Below are 16,619 nucleotides of genomic sequence, written 5' to 3' on the forward strand. Positions count from 1 at the left end.
AGCCGACCCCTTAGGGTCGGTTTTTTTTGTTCTATTCATTGCGTTTTCAACTTTTATACTGCTTTCTTAATTTACTTGAAGAGTTACCGTGCTAGTCTTAGATTTCTTAGTGTGGCAAGTAGATTAATAGTTGGTAGTGTGACATTACAGCAAAACAAGAAAGGGGCATGTATGGCAACAAGGGGAATATGCGCAACGATAGTCGCGCGTTGGTGGCTTCCACTGTCGTTAATGGTATTGCTGCTAAGCGCCATATCGAGTGCTCATGCAAATCCGCGTTATGCTGGGATTGTGGTGGATTTAGAAAACGGAGAGGTACTGTACGCCGAGAATGCCGATGAGCGTCGCTACCCCGCATCGTTAACCAAAATGATGACGTTGTACCTTACATTTGAAGCATTGGAGAGTGGTCGGCTCAGTCTTAATCAGCCGCTTCCTGTGTCTGCTCAAGCTGCCGCTATGCCTGCTGTAAAACTATGGCTGTCTGCGGGCAGCACTATCCCCGTTGATTCTGCGATTCGTGCGTTAGCAGTGCGCTCTGCTAATGATGTTGCCGTCGTGGTGGCTGAAGCGTTAGGCGGTAGTGAGCAGCGTTTTGCCCAGTTGATGACCGCAAAAGCTCGCGAGCTTGGCATGAATGCCACCACATTCCGCAATGCTTCGGGCCTGCCTGATGACCAACAGGTCACCACGGCACGGGATATGGTGACGCTCTCTGTGCGCGTGATGCAGGACTTCCCACAGTACTACCACTACTTTGGACTCCAAGAGTTCACCTATCGTGGTACCCGGCACACCAGCCATAATCGCTTAGTGAAAAACTACCCCGGTGCAGATGGCCTTAAAACCGGCTTTATTCGTGCATCCGGTTTCAATGTCGCGACAACAGCCGTCCACGGAGATCGGCGCATGGTGGGCGTTGTCATGGGTGGCTTTAGTGGGGCATCTCGTGATTCTCATATGGCGAACTTGTTAGATCGCAGTTTTGCTCGTGCAGCGTTGCGTGACCAGCAAACATGGCTGGCAAATACGACTTTCTCTAGTGAGTTTATGGCTTTCTCTGGCTCTGGCACTCCTAGCCAACGCCCGATGTCGGTACCGCCAGTCTCGAATCGCCCTGTTATGGCTAGTAATGTAACGATTTCGAATAATTCAGCGCCCGCGAATAATTTGGCAGCGACAACACTGTCTCCTTCGCCAGCGTCTACACCTATTGTTGAAATTGAAGATCGTCTCGCACGCTCCATGGAAACACCGGCAGAAAGACCTGCCGCCCATACACCCGATCCGGTGAATACGTTTATTGAACGTGAACGCGAGTTGGCTACTACGCCCCAACGGTCTGTGACTGCGGGTAATTGGGGGATTCAGGTAGGTGCATTTAGCCAAGTAGCACGAGCAGAGCAGTTGGCACGTCAAGCTGCTCAGCGCCTGCCTCATGAAGTAGGAGGGCGGGTGGCTATTGACACCCTAGCTGGTCAAACGCCGGTATTCCGCGCCCGTGTTGTCGCGTTGGACGAAGCGCGCGCTAGACGCGCCTGTAGAACGCTTCAGGCGCAGGGAATGGAGTGCATGGTGGTTAACGCAAGTTTGTAAAACCACGCTAGCTCCACAACCCCGCCAGTGACACATTGGCGGGGTTTTTTATTAGTTGTTTAATGCCGATTGATAAAGTGTCCTTAGGGTAAAAGGAGAGCGTCGTGACAACGTCGTTAAAGGGTATCCTGTGCATGTGCTTAGGGGTTCTGTTCTTGGCCCTTGGTGACGCGGTATCGAAGTGGCTAGGCGAAGTGCATTCACCGCTGCAGATTATTTTCTTTCGTACGCTGGTGTCACTGCCGCTCATTGCCCTGTTGGCCCATTTTGCCGGAGGGTTGCGCAAGTTACACACCAGGCGCCCACGTATCCACCTTCTGAGAGGATTGATTTATACCGCTACGATGGTGTGCTTTGTCTGGGGGCTAACCCTGTTACCTCTCGCAGAGGCCACGGCAATCGCCTTTGTGGCGCCTTTGTTTGTCACCTTGCTATCAGTGCCATTGCTTGGCGAGCGGATCGATCCACCCGTATTCATGGCGTCGTTAGTTGGCTTTGCTGGCGTGCTGATTGTGGTTCGCCCCGGTGGTGATGCATTCCAGCTTGGCACGCTAATCCTCTTGGCCGCGGCTTTCTTTTATGCTCTGATGATGATTACTGCGCGGCGCTATGGCGCTAGAGAGCACCTGTGGGCAATGGTGTTCTATATGACGTTAGTGCCCTTTATTGTCACTGCTCTAAGTTTGCCTTGGGTTTGGCAAACCCCAGAGCCCTGGCACTGGCTTGGCTTTTTGGTCTCGGGTGTTTTTGGTATTGGTGCGACGGCCTTTATTACCCTGGCGTTCCGCTTTGCCCCTGCTGCGATTGCCGCCCCATTTGATTACACAGCGATGCTGTGGGCGGTACTACTTGGTTGGTGGTTCTGGGGAGAGCTGCCGGATCTGTGGGTATGGGTAGGCAGTGTGCTGATTATGGGCAGCGGGCTGGCTATTGCCTACTATGACCGCCGCACCACGTTGAAACCCCGGCCAACAGCTTAAGCGAACTGATAGATATCCATCGCCAGTACGCCATGTTCAACGCTGTGGTGTAACTGAGTTGCATCACCGCCCGCGCCCATGGCCACCAGCAAGGGCTGGAAGTGTTCAGGAGTTGGGTGGTTTTCCAGCGCTTTTGGAGCACGCTCCCAGTGGCGTAATGCCTGGCGATCATTGGCTGCAATGTGCTTGCTGACCCACTGGGCAAACTCATCCACCCAGACGGGAGCAGGGCTGCCCTGGGGCAGAGTTTCATATAAGTTATGAGTCAGGCTGCCTGAGCCAATAATCAGAACCCCTTCTTTTCGCAATGCTGATAGGCGTTCGCCTAGCGTGATTAGCGCGTCATTTTCCCAGCGCACAGGTAGCGACAGGGAAACGACCGGTACATTGGCCTCTGGAAACATCAGTGAAAGTGGTACCCAAGCGCCGTGGTCAAGGCCGCGCTCTACGCGTTCGGCAGCCAATAACAGCGCAATTTGTTCAGCCAGTTCAGGGTGGCCAGGCGCTGGATACTGGCACTCGAAAAGAGCTTGTGGAAACCCACCAAAATCATGGATTGTTTCTGGTTGTGCGCTAGTGCTGACCTTGAGTGTAAGGCTCTCCCAGTGGGCTGATACGACGACCACCGCACGCGGGGAAAAGCGCTCCCCCAGTTCACGAAGATAAGCGTGGGCCGGCGTTTTATTCAGTGCCAGCATGGGGGAACCATGGGAAATAAACAGGCTGGGTAGCATTTTAGTACCTCCGTTAGCCTATAGAAGGCTAATAATGCCCGCACAAGCCGAAGCCAATGCGGGCAGAGTGGTTAGGCGAATTTACGGCTGACAACAGCGCTACCGCCACCTAGGCCTGCCTGTACCACCAGGGCAATCGTCCAAAAAATAGGGAATTCCCAGCCACCACCCGGGTTCGAGAACAGCCAGCCATTACCCAAGTGTACCGAAGCCGCCCCTAGCAGCACGGGGACGAGAGCAAGGCTTACCCAGCGAGTATAAAGGCCTAGTAGCAGTGCTAGGCCACCACCTACTTCGGCAGCAATGGTTAAGTAAGCAAGAGCACCCGGCAAGCCCAGGGATTCAAAGTAGCTGACAGTGCCTGGCAGGGTGAAGACAAACACCTTAAGCAAGCCGTGAGCTAAGACCATCACGCCCAAGCTGATACGTAGCAAGGCGGTGGCATGGAGGGCGAGTGGTGAAGTATTGGTAGTGGTCATAGCGGTCTCTCTTAGTCGCGAGCATCACCTTGGATGCGATAGTGCCACTTTACAGATGATAGCTAGGGAGATAATCCACTGTTCCTGCACTTCACTGTTGCGATAAAGGCGATAATCCTAGCTCGACTTCCCAGATTGGCGGGTCGCCCCATGCTGCCGCCAATAACTCAATAAAGCGCTCTACTTTGGCAGGTAAATAGCGTCGGGCTGGGTAAAGCGCATGGATGTCTAGCAACGTCGGCGGTAAGTTCTGCAAAATCGGTACTAAACGTCCGCTCGCAATGCTGTCAGTGACTAAAAAGCTGGGCTGCTGCGCTATTCCTAAGCCCGCTTCAGCTGCATGCGTCAGCATATCGCCATTGTTGCTCTCTAAGGGGCCAGAAACACTAAGTAGTTGCCGACCAATCCGCCAATCGCCACTGTTTTGGCCGCTTCGGTAGCGAAGGCAACGGTGAGATGCCAAATCTTCACTCTTTAGAGGCGTACCGTGCTGGGCGAGGTAATCAGGTGATGCGCAAAACAGCATCCGGCACTGAGTGAGCCGTCGCGCCACTAAGCTAGAGTCGGGCAGGGTGCCAATGCGAATGGCGATATCGTAACCTTCCTCCAGCAAATCAACGCGGCGGTCGTTTAAATCCAAACGCACCTCAAGCCCCGGGTGCGTTTGCATAAACTGTGCAACCAGCGGCGAAAGATAACGTGTGCCGAAGCTCATCGGGCCATTGATACGCAGCCGCCCGTTCACCGTGCTGGTGCCACTGCCGATTTCTGCTGCTGCCTCGTCCAAAGCGATCAAAATGCTTTGCGCACGAACGAGATAGCGTTCGCCTGCTTCCGTGAGGTGCAGCCGCCGCGTGGTGCGCTGAATAAGCCGAGCACCCAATGCCGCTTCAAGTGCCATCACTTGGCGGGACACCCGCGTGCGGGAAAGGTCTAGCGCCTCGGCTGCGCGGGTATAACTGCCCAGCTCAGCGACCTTTACAAACGCCGCGATATGCTCGAGCTGGGTCATTGCGCGTTGAACGCCTGGGCCGCCAGTCGAGGGTCTGGTTGGCCACAAATAGCAGAAATAACCGCAACACCGTTTGCCCCTGCGGCTTTCACTTGAGCAACGTGTTCAGCTTTTAGCCCGCCAATCGCGACGCTGGGCAGTTGGCAAGCACTGGCAAGCCGAGCCAGCCCATCAAAGCCAATTGGCTGAGCGTGATCTTGTTTACTACCGGTTGCAAACACCGGCCCTAAACCGACGTAATTAAGCAGTTCGACGGGAGCCGCCAGAAGTTGGTCAAACGTGTTAATTGAAAGCCCGATAATGGCGTGCTGGCCAAGTGTGTTGCGCGCTTCCTGAACAGCCGTGTCGCTCTGCCCAACATGTAAGCCATCCGCTTGGCTGGCGAGCGCCACCTTAAGGCGATCATTAATGATCAGAGGGACGCCACTACCAGCCAACATCGCCTTGAGACGTTTGGCCTGGGTGATCATGTGTTCGTCACTAGCGTGCTTATCGCGCAATTGCACCATGGTAACGCCGCCCTGCACAGCAGCTTCAACCGTTTTTTCCAGACCCATGCCAGCACAAAGACCCGCATCGGTGACTAAATAGAGTGAAAGATCAAACGGCATGCACCGCCTCCAATTGAGCAAGAGTCGAAAGGTCGTCAGGGGATAACTGATACAGCGCGTCCAATAGCGCTACCTGAAAGCTGCCCGGACCTTGAGCGTGCTCTCCTGCACGGCTTCCAGCGATGCTAAAACACGCCAAAGCCGCTAGGCTGGCCTCCAACGGCTGCTCGCGGTTTGCGGCCACAAAGCTTGCCACCAGTGCACTCAAGCCGCAGCCCAAGGTCGTCACACGGGGCATCAGCGCATGCCCGCCTGTAAGACGATAATGGTCAGTGCCATCGGTAATGAAATCGCTCTCGCCAGTCACCGCCACCACACAGCGATGTTGCTGTGCCAGCGCAATGGCAGCAGTTGCCGCTTCTTGGGTGCTAGCCGTCGCATCAACCCCACGCCCCTGGTTGGCTAATCCGTTAAGTGCTTGTATTTCTGAGGCATTGCCACGAATAACGTTAGGCTGATAAGCCAGCAACGTCTCGCAAACACGCTGGCGAAATGTGGTCGCACCAACAGCCACAGGATCAAGCACCCACGGGATGTGATTTTCATGAGCAGCGCGCGCGGCCATGACCATGGCGTCAGCCCAAGGGGAAGAGAGGGTGCCAATATTAATCGATAGCGCGCCAGCAATCGCTGTGAACTCTGCCACTTCTTCTTGAGCATGCAGCATGGCGGGGGAAGCGCCTGTCGCCAATAACAAATTAGCGGTGCTATTCATCGCCACATAGTTAGTCATGCAATGTACCAGCGGTGTGGTAGCGCGCAGGTCGCGGAGATAATCGCCGAGTGGGCGTGAAGGCATAATATCCTCCCGGCTGGGAGGTGATGCAATTGCACCACGACTCCCTACGCCGGTGTTATCCGGTTCAGGTTCAAAGGGTGCTTCTCAGCCCGTTAAGCAAGGGCGCCCCTGTCGTGATGGTACTATCCTTGGCTTAGATCAATCTGTAAAGCCTGAGCAACCGAAGCGCGTATATCAACGAAACGAGATGCGGGTTCCGTAGGTGAGCATCTCATCAGGCGTTATCGCTTTACCCTCAACACCAATCATTTCATCGCCACACTGGTCGGCAAACGTAAGCACCCCATGCGTAAGACCCAGCTGGCCAAGGGTGTCGCGAATTTCACCAGTACCCAAAAAAGTACTGACATGGCCATCGGCATTGGTTAAATCGGAGACGCCGTTAGCGTGATGGAAGCGAACCTTATAAATACCATCCATCGACTCGACTTCCACAATCGGTGAAAAGCCATTGTGTATGGCGCGGGCTAACTGCTTCAGGGTTAGGTGGGCGCCGAGGGTCATATCAATCGCGGTCATGGAAAACTCCTATGGACGTCTCAACGGTGAGGCATCGCTTATGTTGCAGAGCCTGCTTTTTTGTAAAGCTTATGAATAATAAGTGTAGGATTTTTGTTTAGCATTGCCAGTGCGCTGACTGCGACACTGCGCTAGCGAATCCTACATGCTTGTAAGGGCTGGTATTATGGCGCTAAAGCCCTCATGGTAAGCGGTAAGTGAGGCTCAATGGATTCAATGATCAGTATTAGCAACAGGAGAGCAAAATGAGTTTTCAAGGCGAACAACATCCCGGTATTGCGCCCGTCGCGCCACAAACTCAAGGGTTTCGCTTAAATCACACAATGTTGCGGGTGAAAGATCCCGAACGCGCGCTAGCGTTCTACTCCAAGGTATTTGGAATGCAGGTACTGCGCCGGTTGGATTTCGAAGAGATGCAGTTTTCGCTCTACTTCCTCGCCAATCTCGAAAGCAGTGATAGCGTGCCAGAAGATGCTCAAGCACGTACTGCCTGGACCTTCAGTCAGAAAGGCTTGCTGGAGTTGACACATAACTGGGGCACCGAAGATCAGCAGGATTTTGCCTATCACGACGGTAACGCTGAGCCCCAAGGCTTCGGTCATATCTGCTTTAGTGTGCCTGATTTAGAAGCTGCTCAAGCTTGGTTTGATGAGCATGAAGTAACGTTTATCAAGCGCGCGGACCAAGGCAATATGAAAGACGTTATCTTTGTCAAAGATGCAGATGGCTACTGGATCGAAGTGATTCAGGCAGACCGTATGGCAGCCGTGGGCGACTAATATGGCCCACTTGCTGTTTCGGCTACGCCACGTGACTGATGAAGAAGCGTTGGAAGTACGCCAGTTGCTCGATGAGCAGGGCTTTGATGTGTATGAAACCCAGGCGGGCTTTTTTCGCCTGGGGGTCGATGCCATTTGGCTGCGTAACACCGCTCAGCGTGAGGCCGCTGAAGCAGCATTGGCGGCGTATCAGCAAAAGCGCCAAGCAAACGCACGCCGAGAGCACGCAGAAGCAGTTGCCAGTGGCAGTGCGCCAACACTATGGCGACGCTTCCTTGCCCACCCCGTGCAAGTCGTATTGGTAATGGCCGCGGTGGTGCTAATCGCCCTATTAACGTTGCTGCCGTTTATTGGCCTAGTGGGCTAAATTGGCAGATTAATTTGGTAGATTGACGGCAGCTAAATGCCCGCGTTTTAGGTAAAACTGCACGCCTTCATTACCTGCGCGTAACTGAGGCGCCGCACCTACTGGGTAGCGGCACCAGCTACCGGTAGCGTATTCCTGCCCATCACAGAGCAGAGAGCCTTCCAGTACAAACAGCTCTAAACCACCGGCAAGCGGTGGATAAGACACCAGTGTATCGGCTTCCCAACGCTCTAGGCTGACCCGCTCTGGGCCATACTGTTCTGAACTGTAGGTGTGCAGCATTTTGTAAGTAATGCCTGGCCGTCGGTCGGGCTGCCAGGGAAGCCGATGGGCAGGCACGGCCAGTTGCAAAATATCGTTTTCATCAAACTGGTGTAACTTCACCAGAATAAGTGCGCCTTCTTCGCCTATTTGTGGGGTATGGCCAGTGCCAATCGGATTGCGTAAGTAGCTGCCTGCCGGGTAGCGACCATGCTCATCGGCAAAGACACCTTCCAGCACTAAAATTTCTTCACCACCACCATGAGTATGGCGATTGAACTGGCTGTTGGGCGCGTAGCGTACCAAGCTGGTGGCTCTGGCGACTTCGTCGCCAATGCGGTCTAGCATCATGCGCTTTACACCAGCGCTGGGGGAGTCCACCCAACGGTACTGATCCGGCGTGACACTGGCAAAGTGGCTAAAATCGGCGTTCAGGCGCATGGTGTTGGCTCTTTGCAAGGGTGAAAATTTGCAGCAGTAGTGCAAGTCTCCCCATCCCTGGGACAAAATGCAACGCAAAAAAATACCGCCCGGCGGCGGTATTCAATAGTTAACTTTTGGGCTTAATGATCATGACCATGATGGTCGTGGTCGTGGTCGTGGTCGTGGTCGTGGTCGTGGTCGTGGTCGTGGTTGTCATGACCCGGTTCAGCTAATGCTGAGTGCAGCACGTTCGCGTTATGACGCATCATGCCTAAGTAAGTGTTGGCTTCACCCTCACTCGCCAGCGCATCGGCATACAGTGTGCCAGCAATCGGCAGGCCAGTTTCTTCGGCCAGCTGATTAATGATTGCTTGGTTGGTCATGTTCTCGTGGAACAGTGCCTGCACGTTTTCCTGTTCGATGACATCCACCAGCGCGGCCATGCTGGCGCCGCTGGGGTCAGCTTCGGTAGACAGGCCGACAGGGGAAAGAAAGTTCACCCCATAAGCATGTGAGAAATAACCAAACGAATCGTGGCCGGTAATCACGCTGGCGGAAGCGGGAATATCGCTCAGCAAATCACGAATCTCACGATCAGCCTCGTCTATTGCTGCTAAATAGCGCTCGGCATTCGCTTGATAACTTTCAGCATTGGCGCTGTCTGCTTCGATTAAGCCATCGCGAATATTGGTAACGTAGACCTTTGCCTGCTGTAGATCCTGCCAAGCGTGAGGGTCGTCATCACCATGGTCATGTTCACTGTGATCGTGCTCGTCATGTCCGTGGTCATGATCGTCGTGGCCATGGTCGTCGTGGCCATGGTCGTCGTGGCCATGATCGTCATGACTGTGTTCTTGATGATCGTGTTTGGCAAAAGCACGGGGTTGAATGCCGTTGGTTGCGGTGACCAGGGCACCGGTATAGTCGCTCGACTCAATCAAACGCTCCATCCAGCCCTCAAACAGCAGTCCGTTAAAGACCACCATATCTGCGCTGGCCAGCGCGCGGGCATCGCCAGGGCTTGGCGAATAAACATGGGCATCGCCATCAGGGCCGACAAGCGACGTCACGTCAACATGCTCGCCGCCGACGTTTTCGACCATGTCGGCCAAGATAGAGAAGCTGGTAACCACCTGAACACGGTCGTCAGCCATTGCCGCAGGCAACGCCAGCATGGCCGAAACACCCACCCACCAGCGCGATGAAGAGAAAAGCGACATACAGCGCTCCTTCAAAAATAACAAAGAGTTATGACGACTGTTCAAGCGCCAGCGGCGTTGTCTTACGCCGCAGCTTAGCGGCTAAGCTGTGATAGCGGCCGAACAGTGCCGACAGTAGATAGCCCACCCCAGCCAGCAAAATAATGCTCGGCCCTGACGGGGTATCAAGATGAAATGAAATCAACAGCCCGCCGGTACTGGCGATCATGGCCAATACCACGGCAATACCTATCAAGCCTTCCAGCCGCTTACTCCAAAACCGTGCTGCTGTGGCAGGCAGCATCATTAAGCCCACCGCCATTAACGTGCCCAAGGTTTGGAAGCCCGCGGTTAAATTCAGCACTAATAGCCCTAAAAAAACGCTATGTACCCAGCTGCTACGGCGGCTTTGCCCGCGTAAAAACAGCGGATCTAAACACTCCACGACCAACGCGCGGAAAATGATCGCCAGAATAACCACAATCAGCGTGCTGATAGAGGCAATGAGCAGAAGTGCTGTGGAATTAATCGCCAAAATTGAGCCGAACAGCACATGGGTTAAGTCCACGCTGCTGCCACCCATAGAAATGAGCAATACCCCGGCTGCCAGCGAGATAATAAAAAAACTCGCCATGGCGGCATCTTCCCGCTGGCCGCCCATTTTCGACACGGCACCGGCAAGTAACGCCACCATTACGCCGAACAAAACGCCACCGGCACTCATCACCGGCAGAGAGAACCCGGCGAGTAAAAAGCCCAGCGCCACTCCAGGCAAAATAGCGTGAGCCATCGCATCGCCAATCAGGCTCATGCCCCGTAGCACCAAAAACACGCCCAGCGGAGGAGCAGCAAGCGAAAGTGCCAAGCCACCCACGACCGCACGCCGCATAAAGCCATAATCGAAAGGCGCAACAAACCATGCATCAAGCAGTGCCAGCATGACGACCTCCCAAAGCAAACGGCACGACCTTGGCCGATGCATGTTGGTGGTTAAGCGCGCTAGGCGCTATCCAGCGACCATGGCCACCATTTAGCATCAATACCTCATCAGCTAGGCAGCTCAGGTGATCCATGTCGTGCAGCACAATAATGATGGTCACGCCTTCATCGGCCATTTGGCGCAAGATGCGAATCAAAATATCCACCGTATCGCTGTCCACGTTGGCAAACGGCTCATCCAGTAACAAAAGCTCCGCTTCCTGCATCAACGTACGGCCAATCAACGCCCGCTGGCGCTGGCCACCGGAAAGCTCACCCAAAGGGCGGTGGGCCAAATGAGAAATGCCCAAGCGCGCCATGATGTCGCGTCCCTTGCGATAATGCGCCGCACAGTAGCCTTTCAGCGCCCCATGGCTTGGCCAACTGCCGGTCATCACCAACTCTTCCACGCTCATCGGAAAGGTAAGATCCAGCGCCAGTTGTTGTGGTAACCATGCGCGGCGTGCTTTATCAACGGTGCAAATCACTTTGCCGCTAATAGGCCGCAGTTCACCCATAATCGCCTGGATCAACGTACTTTTACCCGCCCCATTAGCGCCGATGAGCGCGGTAATGGCGCCGGGTTTTATATCGCCATCGATATGCTCAAGTACCGTGCGACCGCCTTGGGCAAGGTGCAAGTCATGTAGTTGCAGGCGTGAAAGTGAACGCTCACTCATAGCGGCCACCCGCTTGCCCACAAGACTAAACCCCATAATCCCAGCAGCGGCAGCGCCACTAGACCCAACCGCTTCGCGGCAGATAACGACATCAGCGAAAAATGACAAGGACCTTCCTTGTTGTGGCGATGCATATGCTCACTCATTGAGTGTCCTCGCTACCAATAAATAAGTTATAACATAACAGCTGATGAAACCAATAAAGAGGCCAATATTTTACGCGCTCCTTGCGTGCTGACAAACCTATTGCACTGACAATATTAAATCGCGCCGCTTTAATACAACCGTGGCATACAGCGACTACGACACAGCTAATAGCGTCAAGCAGCAATAACTTGCTGGGATGAGACAAGCTGGGCGTACTCACCGTTCAAAGTAACAAGCTCAACCGCGAAACGAGCAGCTTGAAAACAGCAAATCGCGTTAGAAGCTGGTTGGGTTGCATCCCAATCTTCAGTTCATCGTAAGCCGCCCAGCCAGCAGACGGTAGACCTGGGTTTGCGTAGACAGCATGAGCAACACCAGCTCAGGAGCCGCCAACACAAGCAACAAGCGAATCGCCCCAAATACAAAAAGTAACGCGAAGCGTAGCACGCTGCGCCTAAGGCGTTGGCGTGGAATCGGTGTGGGCTAAGTATGACTAAGGTCAATAGCGAGGTTGGGTAAAGAGTGGTTAGATGGGGTTCTTTTTCAATTAGACGGCCAAGTACACGTTAAGCGTCTTCAGCATTTACCTGGAAACCGAATTAGAGTTATATCTGACAATACGCTGTATCCCAGCTACGAAATGGACGAAACAAATAGCTTCCAAATTTGAGCTCTTTTTTAGGGCGTTGGGCATTTGGGAGGATGTAGCAAACCAACTAAAAAGGCAGGGAACATGGAGATAGCACAAAAAATCGCAACACTGGCGAGCCGTGCCAAAGAGCAGCTTGACCACATTGTCAATGAAGAAGCGACGAAAAATGCGATGGTTATGCCATTTATACAAAGCTTAGGGTATGACGTTTTCAATCCGACCGAGGTACTGCCTGAATTTACGGCTGACGTTGGCTTGAAGAAAGGCGAGAAGGTCGACTACGCCATCAAAAATGATGGCGTGCTTTCAATCCTCATCGAATGTAAGCCCCGTACGACAGACCTTGCAGATGCACAATTCAGCCAGCTCTACCGCTATTTCAATTGCACGGAAGCAAAGTTTGCGATTTTAACCAATGGTATTGAGTACCGCTTTTACTCAGACCTTGATGACACAAACAAGCTAGATAACAGACCATTTTTCACCTTTCGTCTGACGGACTATAACGAAAGAGATATCGAAGAACTGAAGAAATTTGCTAAGCCTGTTTTTAACGTCGATACCATTCTTAGTACCGCAAATCGGCTGAAATACACCAATCTTGCGATGGCATCATTTAGCAAGATGCTTAAAGAACCGCCCCGCGAATTCATCAAATTCATCGCTCAAGATTTCTTTGATGGACGGATGACTCAGCAAGTTCTTGATGAATTCACACCGATTATTCGCGATGCAATGGCTCAACATATCAAAGAGCAGGTTTCTCTAAGGCTTAAACAGGCATTAGCTACGACAAGTGGCGATGAGTCAGGTGCTGTTAACTTACAGTCCATTCAGATGGACTCCGAAGAACCTTCTCAAAATACAGATGATGAGATAGTCACGACTCAGGAGGAGATCGATGGTTACAACATGGTTCGGGCTATAGTTGCCAGCGAAGTAGCTCCTGAAAGGGTTTTTATGCGAGATGCAAAGTCGTATTGCGCCGTGCTGCTTGATGACAACAATCGTAAGCCGATCTGTCGCCTTCATTTCAATTCCAAATTCTTTAAAAGAATTGAAATTCGTCAAGATAATGAATCAGTTAAGCACGATCTAAACGCACTGACGGATATCTTCAATCACAGAGACGCTCTGATAGCCGTTGTAAAAAGCTACGAATGATCCCTAAAGCCGGCCTTGTGCCGGCTTGTTTTCGCCTGGCAAAGTAAATAAAGCTTACAAATTGGCTCATAAGGTAAGCATATTTACCTTGTGTTTTGCGACGTCTGCAAACGTCAGCTGTAACCACTTCAGACTGGGGTCAACAAATGCAAACCAATGTCCTGTCGGGTGTACATGCATCCGACCGCTGAAAATAGCCACATCGCCAGCCCGCATCTCGGCTCGCCTGAGTGGTACAAATTCTGCACTACCTACCTGCTTATTCCTTAAGAAACGGTTCACTATCGCCGCCAAGGCAGTGTGGCATGAACACCATCGCCTAACTCCCCCGTCGTAAGCACACCGTGATTCCATGGCCTACATTAAGATCAGGCTGATCACGATCAGCCTGCACAACACTTATGCCGTAATCACAGAACAATCTGGCCAGGTTCATTACAGTGTCCATGTCCTACTGTTTTGCGAGATTGAGCAGCGCAACTTCAAAGCGCTTACCGCCAATATACACCTGCCAAGTTCCTTTCGCGGGTGCGCTAACGCTTACGCCGCGCTACTCGAAATGTGCATTACCTTCATTAATTAGTAGGTTAGGTGTTGCCGCCCAGGCAGTTCAGTGTTTAGTCGGTGTGAATGCTCTCTCAGTTTCGGCGTCATCAACACAATGGTGCTTTAATTGTTAAATATGGTGAGGAAGAGAGTGTTCAAAAATAAAACTGCTTTAACATAATGATTGGGGTGTGTTTCGGTAACTGCCATCTAGAGGATATTACGTCGTGGAAAACTTTCTTGAGCAATTTGGAGCTTACGTTCCTTTGATTATCAATGCCGTGAAAGCATTGTTGGTGTTGATTGTGGGCTGGATGGCTGCTGGGATCGTCAGCAGCTTAGTGCGTAAGCGGGTGAATGCGATACCGCGTATCGACCCTACTCTGGGTAATTTCCTTGCAGCCTTGGTGAAGTGGGGCATTCTACTGGTTGTATTTATTACGGTACTGGGTCTGTTTGGTATTCAGGCTACTTCGCTAGTTGCTGTGTTGGGCGCAGCCACGCTGGCTATTGGCCTGGCGTTGCAGGGCACGCTGAGTGATTTAGCGGCGGGGTTTATGCTGATTGTGTTTCGTCCTTACAAACTGGGTCAGTTTGTGGATATTGGGGGCACGTCCGGTACGGTAAAAGATCTCAACCTGTTTGTGACGGAATTAGTGACGCCTGACAACGTGCAAATTATTGTGCCTAATGGGCAGGCTTGGGGGGCTATCATCACTAACTTCTCTCATCACTCGACACGCCGTGTCGATCTGGTGTTCGGGATTGGCTATGACGATGATGCTGATCTGGCCATGGCGATCATCAGCGGCTTGGCGGAGGCTGACAGCCGTATCCATGGTGATCCTGCACCTTGGGTAAAAGTCACTAACCTGGGAGCCAGTAGTGTGGATCTTAGTGTGCGGCTTTGGGTCGATGCCGGGGACTATTGGGATGTGAAATTTGATATGACGAAAGCCGTCAAAGAAGCCTTTGATAAGCAAGGTGTTTCGATACCTTATCCGCATTCGGTGGAAATTCAGAAAGCGGGGTAAATGTTTCCGTTGATTCGGTTTGGCAAGGCGCGCCCCTTTAAAGGCGCGCCCCTTTAAAGGGGCGCGCCTTGCTTTTGTCGTTTTTGATGACGGTTACTCTTAATCGTCCTCGTCCCAGTGTTCCATCGCGCGTTTGTCATCGGGAAGCCGGACGATGTCGCCTACGTTAAGTTCGTGGTGGGAATCGTGGTGGTGCCCGTGACGGTCAAGAATAGCGGCAACGGTGCCGATGCTGACGGCATCTTCATCACGATAGGCTTCTACTTTTACCCGCACAATGCGGCCTAGATAACGGGCGGAGAGCATGGCGCCTGGGTAGGGCGGATTGTGGTCGGGGTCATTTTTAAAAAACTCTACAACGCTTGCACTGCCAGGTTCATCCCATTCGATATGCTGGTGCATTGTCAGTGTCCTTTTGTTGAGCGGTATTAGGTAGCGTGATGTTTAAGTGTAGTGTGCGTTGGTGCGATAGAGCCAATGACTGCTGAGGCATTAAGGTGTTTAGGCCCGTTGTACGCGCATTCGCTGGTTGATTAGTCTGGTGTTCCGAAGAACTTGTCCTTAAAAGAGCTTGTGTTTAAAAGCAGTCTAGGTAGTGCCTTTCTTTGTGCTGTTTATAGCTTGGTTAGTGCATTAACCGATTCTTGCCAATGGTATTGGCTTATTCGTGGTGAATAATATGGTTAACACTATGACAGCGATGGGAGTGCTCATTGGTAAACATTTGAGCGTCTATCCAGCAGGAAGTCCTAAGCTATAAGTGATGTTAAGTATCCGTATGCGAGCTGGGAGGAGGTCGGTAGGGTTTGTTACTCCTTGATAGCGAGCCGCGTGTAACCCCTGATGCGTCTATGCTGAAGGTTTGTAAACGGGTAGGGCATGCATAAAGGCGCTGAAGTAAATCAGCTAGCGCTGCTTCATCTAACTCTGGGTCTAAGCCTCCCAAGCGCTCGAACCACGTGCGCCTGATGGCTATGTAGGGAGGAATAGCGACGCTTGCGCCTAAAAAGCATTGGAGTAAGCGTTCGGATAAGCGGGGTGGCTCGCTGCCAATCAAAAAAGCATCCAGCGTGTACGTGTCTAGCTGGGGGTAAAGTAAACACCATAATTTGGCTACCGGCGTCTGTTGTTGCATTGCAATTAGCAACCAGTCCGCTTGGCTGAGATACGCTGCATGATTGATCCTTGCGCCTAATGGCTGGGAAGGGGTGACAAGGAAGTGAGCATGGTAACGTTGCTCAATGTCCTGCATGCGTGGGTCGGGAGTGGCGCTGGTCACGATAATGGGAAGTGTGTGGTCTGCAAAGCCTGTTTGGCGAATAGTGCGCAGGTGACGTGGTAAAAGGGCACCTGTGACCGACGCATCAACAATAAAGCAGACCGTGCCCATGCGAGTGGCTTCCTGTGTTGTGAAAACCATTTGTTATTAAATCTATCTGTTTGTAATCAATTGTAGGCGTGAGTTTCTTTTGGTATCAAGCTAAAGTTTAAAGTGATGAGGAAAATAGTCGATGTTTGGCGTGCACCACATTGGTGCCTTCCAGTCTCTGTTTGTTCTTTATTGGTGCGTTTTTCTGAGTTAAATGACTATTTTAGGCCGAGCTCGTTATTGTAGGCAGTGTTATGCTACATGAAGAAGCACGATGCCTTATTTTTTAG

The 16,619-nt window shown here is 52.3% G+C and carries 20 protein-coding genes and 1 riboswitch; of the genes, 7 read left to right on the plus strand and 13 right to left on the minus strand.

Features of this window, described 5'->3' with window-relative positions; translation table 11 throughout:
* Nucleotides 1-171: 171 nt before the first annotated feature.
* Nucleotides 172-1,596 carry a serine hydrolase gene (locus IR195_RS01040; RefSeq protein ID WP_206048527.1) on the plus strand — a complete coding sequence of 475 codons (1,425 nt, stop codon included), beginning with the start codon at nt 172-174 and terminating at the stop codon, nt 1,594-1,596.
* Nucleotides 1,597-1,700: 104 nt separating this feature from the next.
* Complete coding sequence (locus tag IR195_RS01045; RefSeq protein WP_241006777.1) at nt 1,701-2,576, plus strand: DMT family transporter; 876 nt, start codon at nt 1,701-1,703, stop codon at nt 2,574-2,576.
* Here the strand turns inward: IR195_RS01045 and IR195_RS01050 are convergent.
* The 6 genes from IR195_RS01050 to IR195_RS01075 all read right to left on the minus strand — a co-directional run bounded on the left by IR195_RS01050 (nt 2,573) and on the right by IR195_RS01075 (nt 6,730).
* A complete protein-coding gene (locus IR195_RS01050; RefSeq protein ID WP_206048528.1) occupies nt 2,573-3,310 on the minus strand; it encodes a DODA-type extradiol aromatic ring-opening family dioxygenase in 738 nt (245 codons plus the stop codon). The two genes, IR195_RS01045 and IR195_RS01050, sit on opposite strands and share 4 nt — an antisense overlap.
* Nucleotides 3,311-3,381: 71 nt before the next feature.
* The gene (locus IR195_RS01055; RefSeq protein WP_206048529.1) at nt 3,382-3,789 is read right to left on the minus strand and encodes a DoxX family protein; all 408 of its coding nucleotides are present in this window, start codon (nt 3,787-3,789) and stop codon (nt 3,382-3,384) included.
* A gap of 91 nt (nt 3,790-3,880) precedes the next feature.
* The gene (locus IR195_RS01060; protein WP_206048530.1) at nt 3,881-4,801 is read right to left on the minus strand and encodes a LysR family transcriptional regulator; all 921 of its coding nucleotides are present in this window, start codon (nt 4,799-4,801) and stop codon (nt 3,881-3,883) included.
* Nucleotides 4,798-5,412, minus strand: a complete 615-nt coding sequence (gene thiE, locus IR195_RS01065; RefSeq protein ID WP_206048531.1) for a thiamine phosphate synthase — start codon at nt 5,410-5,412, stop codon at nt 4,798-4,800. Before thiE ends, IR195_RS01060 begins: the two co-directional genes overlap by 4 nt.
* Nucleotides 5,402-6,211 carry a hydroxyethylthiazole kinase gene (gene thiM / locus IR195_RS01070; RefSeq protein ID WP_206048532.1) on the minus strand — a complete coding sequence of 270 codons (810 nt, stop codon included), beginning with the start codon at nt 6,209-6,211 and terminating at the stop codon, nt 5,402-5,404. Before thiM ends, thiE begins: the two co-directional genes overlap by 11 nt.
* Nucleotides 6,212-6,235: 24 nt before the next feature.
* Nucleotides 6,236-6,331: riboswitch (TPP riboswitch) on the minus strand.
* 54 nt (nt 6,332-6,385) lie between these two features.
* Nucleotides 6,386-6,730, minus strand: coding sequence for a hypothetical protein (locus IR195_RS01075; RefSeq protein ID WP_125744966.1), 345 nt, complete (start codon nt 6,728-6,730; stop codon nt 6,386-6,388).
* Nucleotides 6,731-6,975: 245 nt separating this feature from the next.
* Between IR195_RS01075 and gloA the strand changes: the two genes are divergently transcribed.
* The gene (gloA, locus tag IR195_RS01080; protein WP_206048533.1) at nt 6,976-7,509 is read left to right on the plus strand and encodes a lactoylglutathione lyase; all 534 of its coding nucleotides are present in this window, start codon (nt 6,976-6,978) and stop codon (nt 7,507-7,509) included.
* Nucleotide 7,510: 1 nt separating this feature from the next.
* A complete protein-coding gene (locus IR195_RS01085) occupies nt 7,511-7,876 on the plus strand; it encodes a DUF6164 family protein (RefSeq protein WP_125744970.1) in 366 nt (121 codons plus the stop codon).
* Nucleotides 7,877-7,885: 9 nt separating this feature from the next.
* Here the strand turns inward: IR195_RS01085 and IR195_RS01090 are convergent, their stop codons facing one another.
* From IR195_RS01090 to IR195_RS01110, 5 genes are all read right to left on the minus strand, one after another.
* Nucleotides 7,886-8,578: a cupin domain-containing protein gene (locus tag IR195_RS01090; protein WP_125744972.1), complete on the minus strand. Its 693-nt coding sequence runs from the start codon at nt 8,576-8,578 to the stop codon at nt 7,886-7,888.
* 122 nt (nt 8,579-8,700) lie between these two features.
* Nucleotides 8,701-9,780, minus strand: a complete 1,080-nt coding sequence (locus tag IR195_RS01095) for a metal ABC transporter solute-binding protein, Zn/Mn family (RefSeq protein WP_206048534.1) — start codon at nt 9,778-9,780, stop codon at nt 8,701-8,703.
* Between the two features lie 28 nt (nt 9,781-9,808).
* A complete protein-coding gene (locus IR195_RS01100) occupies nt 9,809-10,699 on the minus strand; it encodes a metal ABC transporter permease (protein WP_083000483.1) in 891 nt (296 codons plus the stop codon).
* Entirely contained in the window at nt 10,683-11,417 is a 735-nt protein-coding gene (locus tag IR195_RS01105) for a metal ABC transporter ATP-binding protein (RefSeq protein WP_125744982.1), read from the minus strand. Before IR195_RS01105 ends, IR195_RS01100 begins: the two co-directional genes overlap by 17 nt.
* 453 nt (nt 11,418-11,870) lie before the next feature.
* A complete protein-coding gene (locus IR195_RS01110; RefSeq protein WP_206048535.1) occupies nt 11,871-12,011 on the minus strand; it encodes a hypothetical protein in 141 nt (46 codons plus the stop codon).
* Between the two features lie 64 nt (nt 12,012-12,075).
* Here IR195_RS01110 and IR195_RS20590 point away from each other — a divergent pair, with 64 nt between their 5' ends.
* From IR195_RS20590 to IR195_RS01125, 3 genes are all read left to right on the plus strand, one after another.
* Nucleotides 12,076-12,234 (plus strand): S24 family peptidase, encoded by a 159-nt coding sequence (locus tag IR195_RS20590; protein WP_164517050.1) that lies wholly within the window; start codon nt 12,076-12,078, stop codon nt 12,232-12,234.
* A 63-nt stretch (nt 12,235-12,297) separates the two neighbouring features.
* A complete protein-coding gene (locus tag IR195_RS01120; RefSeq protein ID WP_206048536.1) occupies nt 12,298-13,380 on the plus strand; it encodes a type I restriction endonuclease in 1,083 nt (360 codons plus the stop codon).
* A gap of 773 nt (nt 13,381-14,153) precedes the next feature.
* Nucleotides 14,154-14,960, plus strand: coding sequence for a mechanosensitive ion channel family protein (locus IR195_RS01125; RefSeq protein WP_206048537.1), 807 nt, complete (start codon nt 14,154-14,156; stop codon nt 14,958-14,960).
* A gap of 99 nt (nt 14,961-15,059) precedes the next feature.
* Here IR195_RS01125 and IR195_RS01130 read toward each other — a convergent pair whose 3' ends face one another.
* Both IR195_RS01130 and IR195_RS01135 read right to left on the minus strand, forming a co-directional pair.
* A complete protein-coding gene (locus tag IR195_RS01130) occupies nt 15,060-15,362 on the minus strand; it encodes a hypothetical protein (protein ID WP_125744988.1) in 303 nt (100 codons plus the stop codon).
* A 364-nt stretch (nt 15,363-15,726) separates the two neighbouring features.
* Nucleotides 15,727-16,380 (minus strand): hypothetical protein, encoded by a 654-nt coding sequence (locus IR195_RS01135; RefSeq protein WP_241006778.1) that lies wholly within the window; start codon nt 16,378-16,380, stop codon nt 15,727-15,729.
* Nucleotides 16,381-16,619: the final 239 nt, after the last annotated feature.

The sequence above is a fragment of the Vreelandella venusta genome, from assembly GCF_015689495.1.
In the GTDB taxonomy this organism is placed as follows: domain Bacteria; phylum Pseudomonadota; class Gammaproteobacteria; order Pseudomonadales; family Halomonadaceae; genus Vreelandella; species Vreelandella venusta.

What these genes read in the sequence shown, in the direction of transcription:
- IR195_RS01055 (WP_206048529.1), bottom strand. Translation starts at nt 3,789, where the DNA reads ATGACCACTACCAATACTTCACCACTCGCCCTCCATGCCACCGCCTTG.
- thiM (WP_206048532.1), bottom strand. Translation starts at nt 6,211, where the DNA reads ATGCCTTCACGCCCACTCGGCGATTATCTCCGCGACCTGCGCGCTACC.
- gloA (WP_206048533.1), top strand. Translation starts at nt 6,976, where the DNA reads ATGAGTTTTCAAGGCGAACAACATCCCGGTATTGCGCCCGTCGCGCCA.
- thiE (WP_206048531.1), bottom strand. Translation starts at nt 5,412, where the DNA reads ATGCCGTTTGATCTTTCACTCTATTTAGTCACCGATGCGGGTCTTTGT.
- IR195_RS01135 (WP_241006778.1), bottom strand. Translation starts at nt 16,380, where the DNA reads ATGGTTTTCACAACACAGGAAGCCACTCGCATGGGCACGGTCTGCTTT.
- IR195_RS01105 (WP_125744982.1), bottom strand. Translation starts at nt 11,417, where the DNA reads ATGAGTGAGCGTTCACTTTCACGCCTGCAACTACATGACTTGCACCTT.
- IR195_RS01050 (WP_206048528.1), bottom strand. Translation starts at nt 3,310, where the DNA reads ATGCTACCCAGCCTGTTTATTTCCCATGGTTCCCCCATGCTGGCACTG.
- IR195_RS01130 (WP_125744988.1), bottom strand. Translation starts at nt 15,362, where the DNA reads ATGCACCAGCATATCGAATGGGATGAACCTGGCAGTGCAAGCGTTGTA.
- IR195_RS01040 (WP_206048527.1), top strand. Translation starts at nt 172, where the DNA reads ATGGCAACAAGGGGAATATGCGCAACGATAGTCGCGCGTTGGTGGCTT.
- IR195_RS01060 (WP_206048530.1), bottom strand. Translation starts at nt 4,801, where the DNA reads ATGACCCAGCTCGAGCATATCGCGGCGTTTGTAAAGGTCGCTGAGCTG.
- IR195_RS01120 (WP_206048536.1), top strand. Translation starts at nt 12,298, where the DNA reads ATGGAGATAGCACAAAAAATCGCAACACTGGCGAGCCGTGCCAAAGAG.
- IR195_RS01100 (WP_083000483.1), bottom strand. Translation starts at nt 10,699, where the DNA reads ATGCTGGCACTGCTTGATGCATGGTTTGTTGCGCCTTTCGATTATGGC.
- IR195_RS01095 (WP_206048534.1), bottom strand. Translation starts at nt 9,780, where the DNA reads ATGTCGCTTTTCTCTTCATCGCGCTGGTGGGTGGGTGTTTCGGCCATG.
- IR195_RS01075 (WP_125744966.1), bottom strand. Translation starts at nt 6,730, where the DNA reads ATGACCGCGATTGATATGACCCTCGGCGCCCACCTAACCCTGAAGCAG.
- IR195_RS01085 (WP_125744970.1), top strand. Translation starts at nt 7,511, where the DNA reads ATGGCCCACTTGCTGTTTCGGCTACGCCACGTGACTGATGAAGAAGCG.
- IR195_RS01090 (WP_125744972.1), bottom strand. Translation starts at nt 8,578, where the DNA reads ATGCGCCTGAACGCCGATTTTAGCCACTTTGCCAGTGTCACGCCGGAT.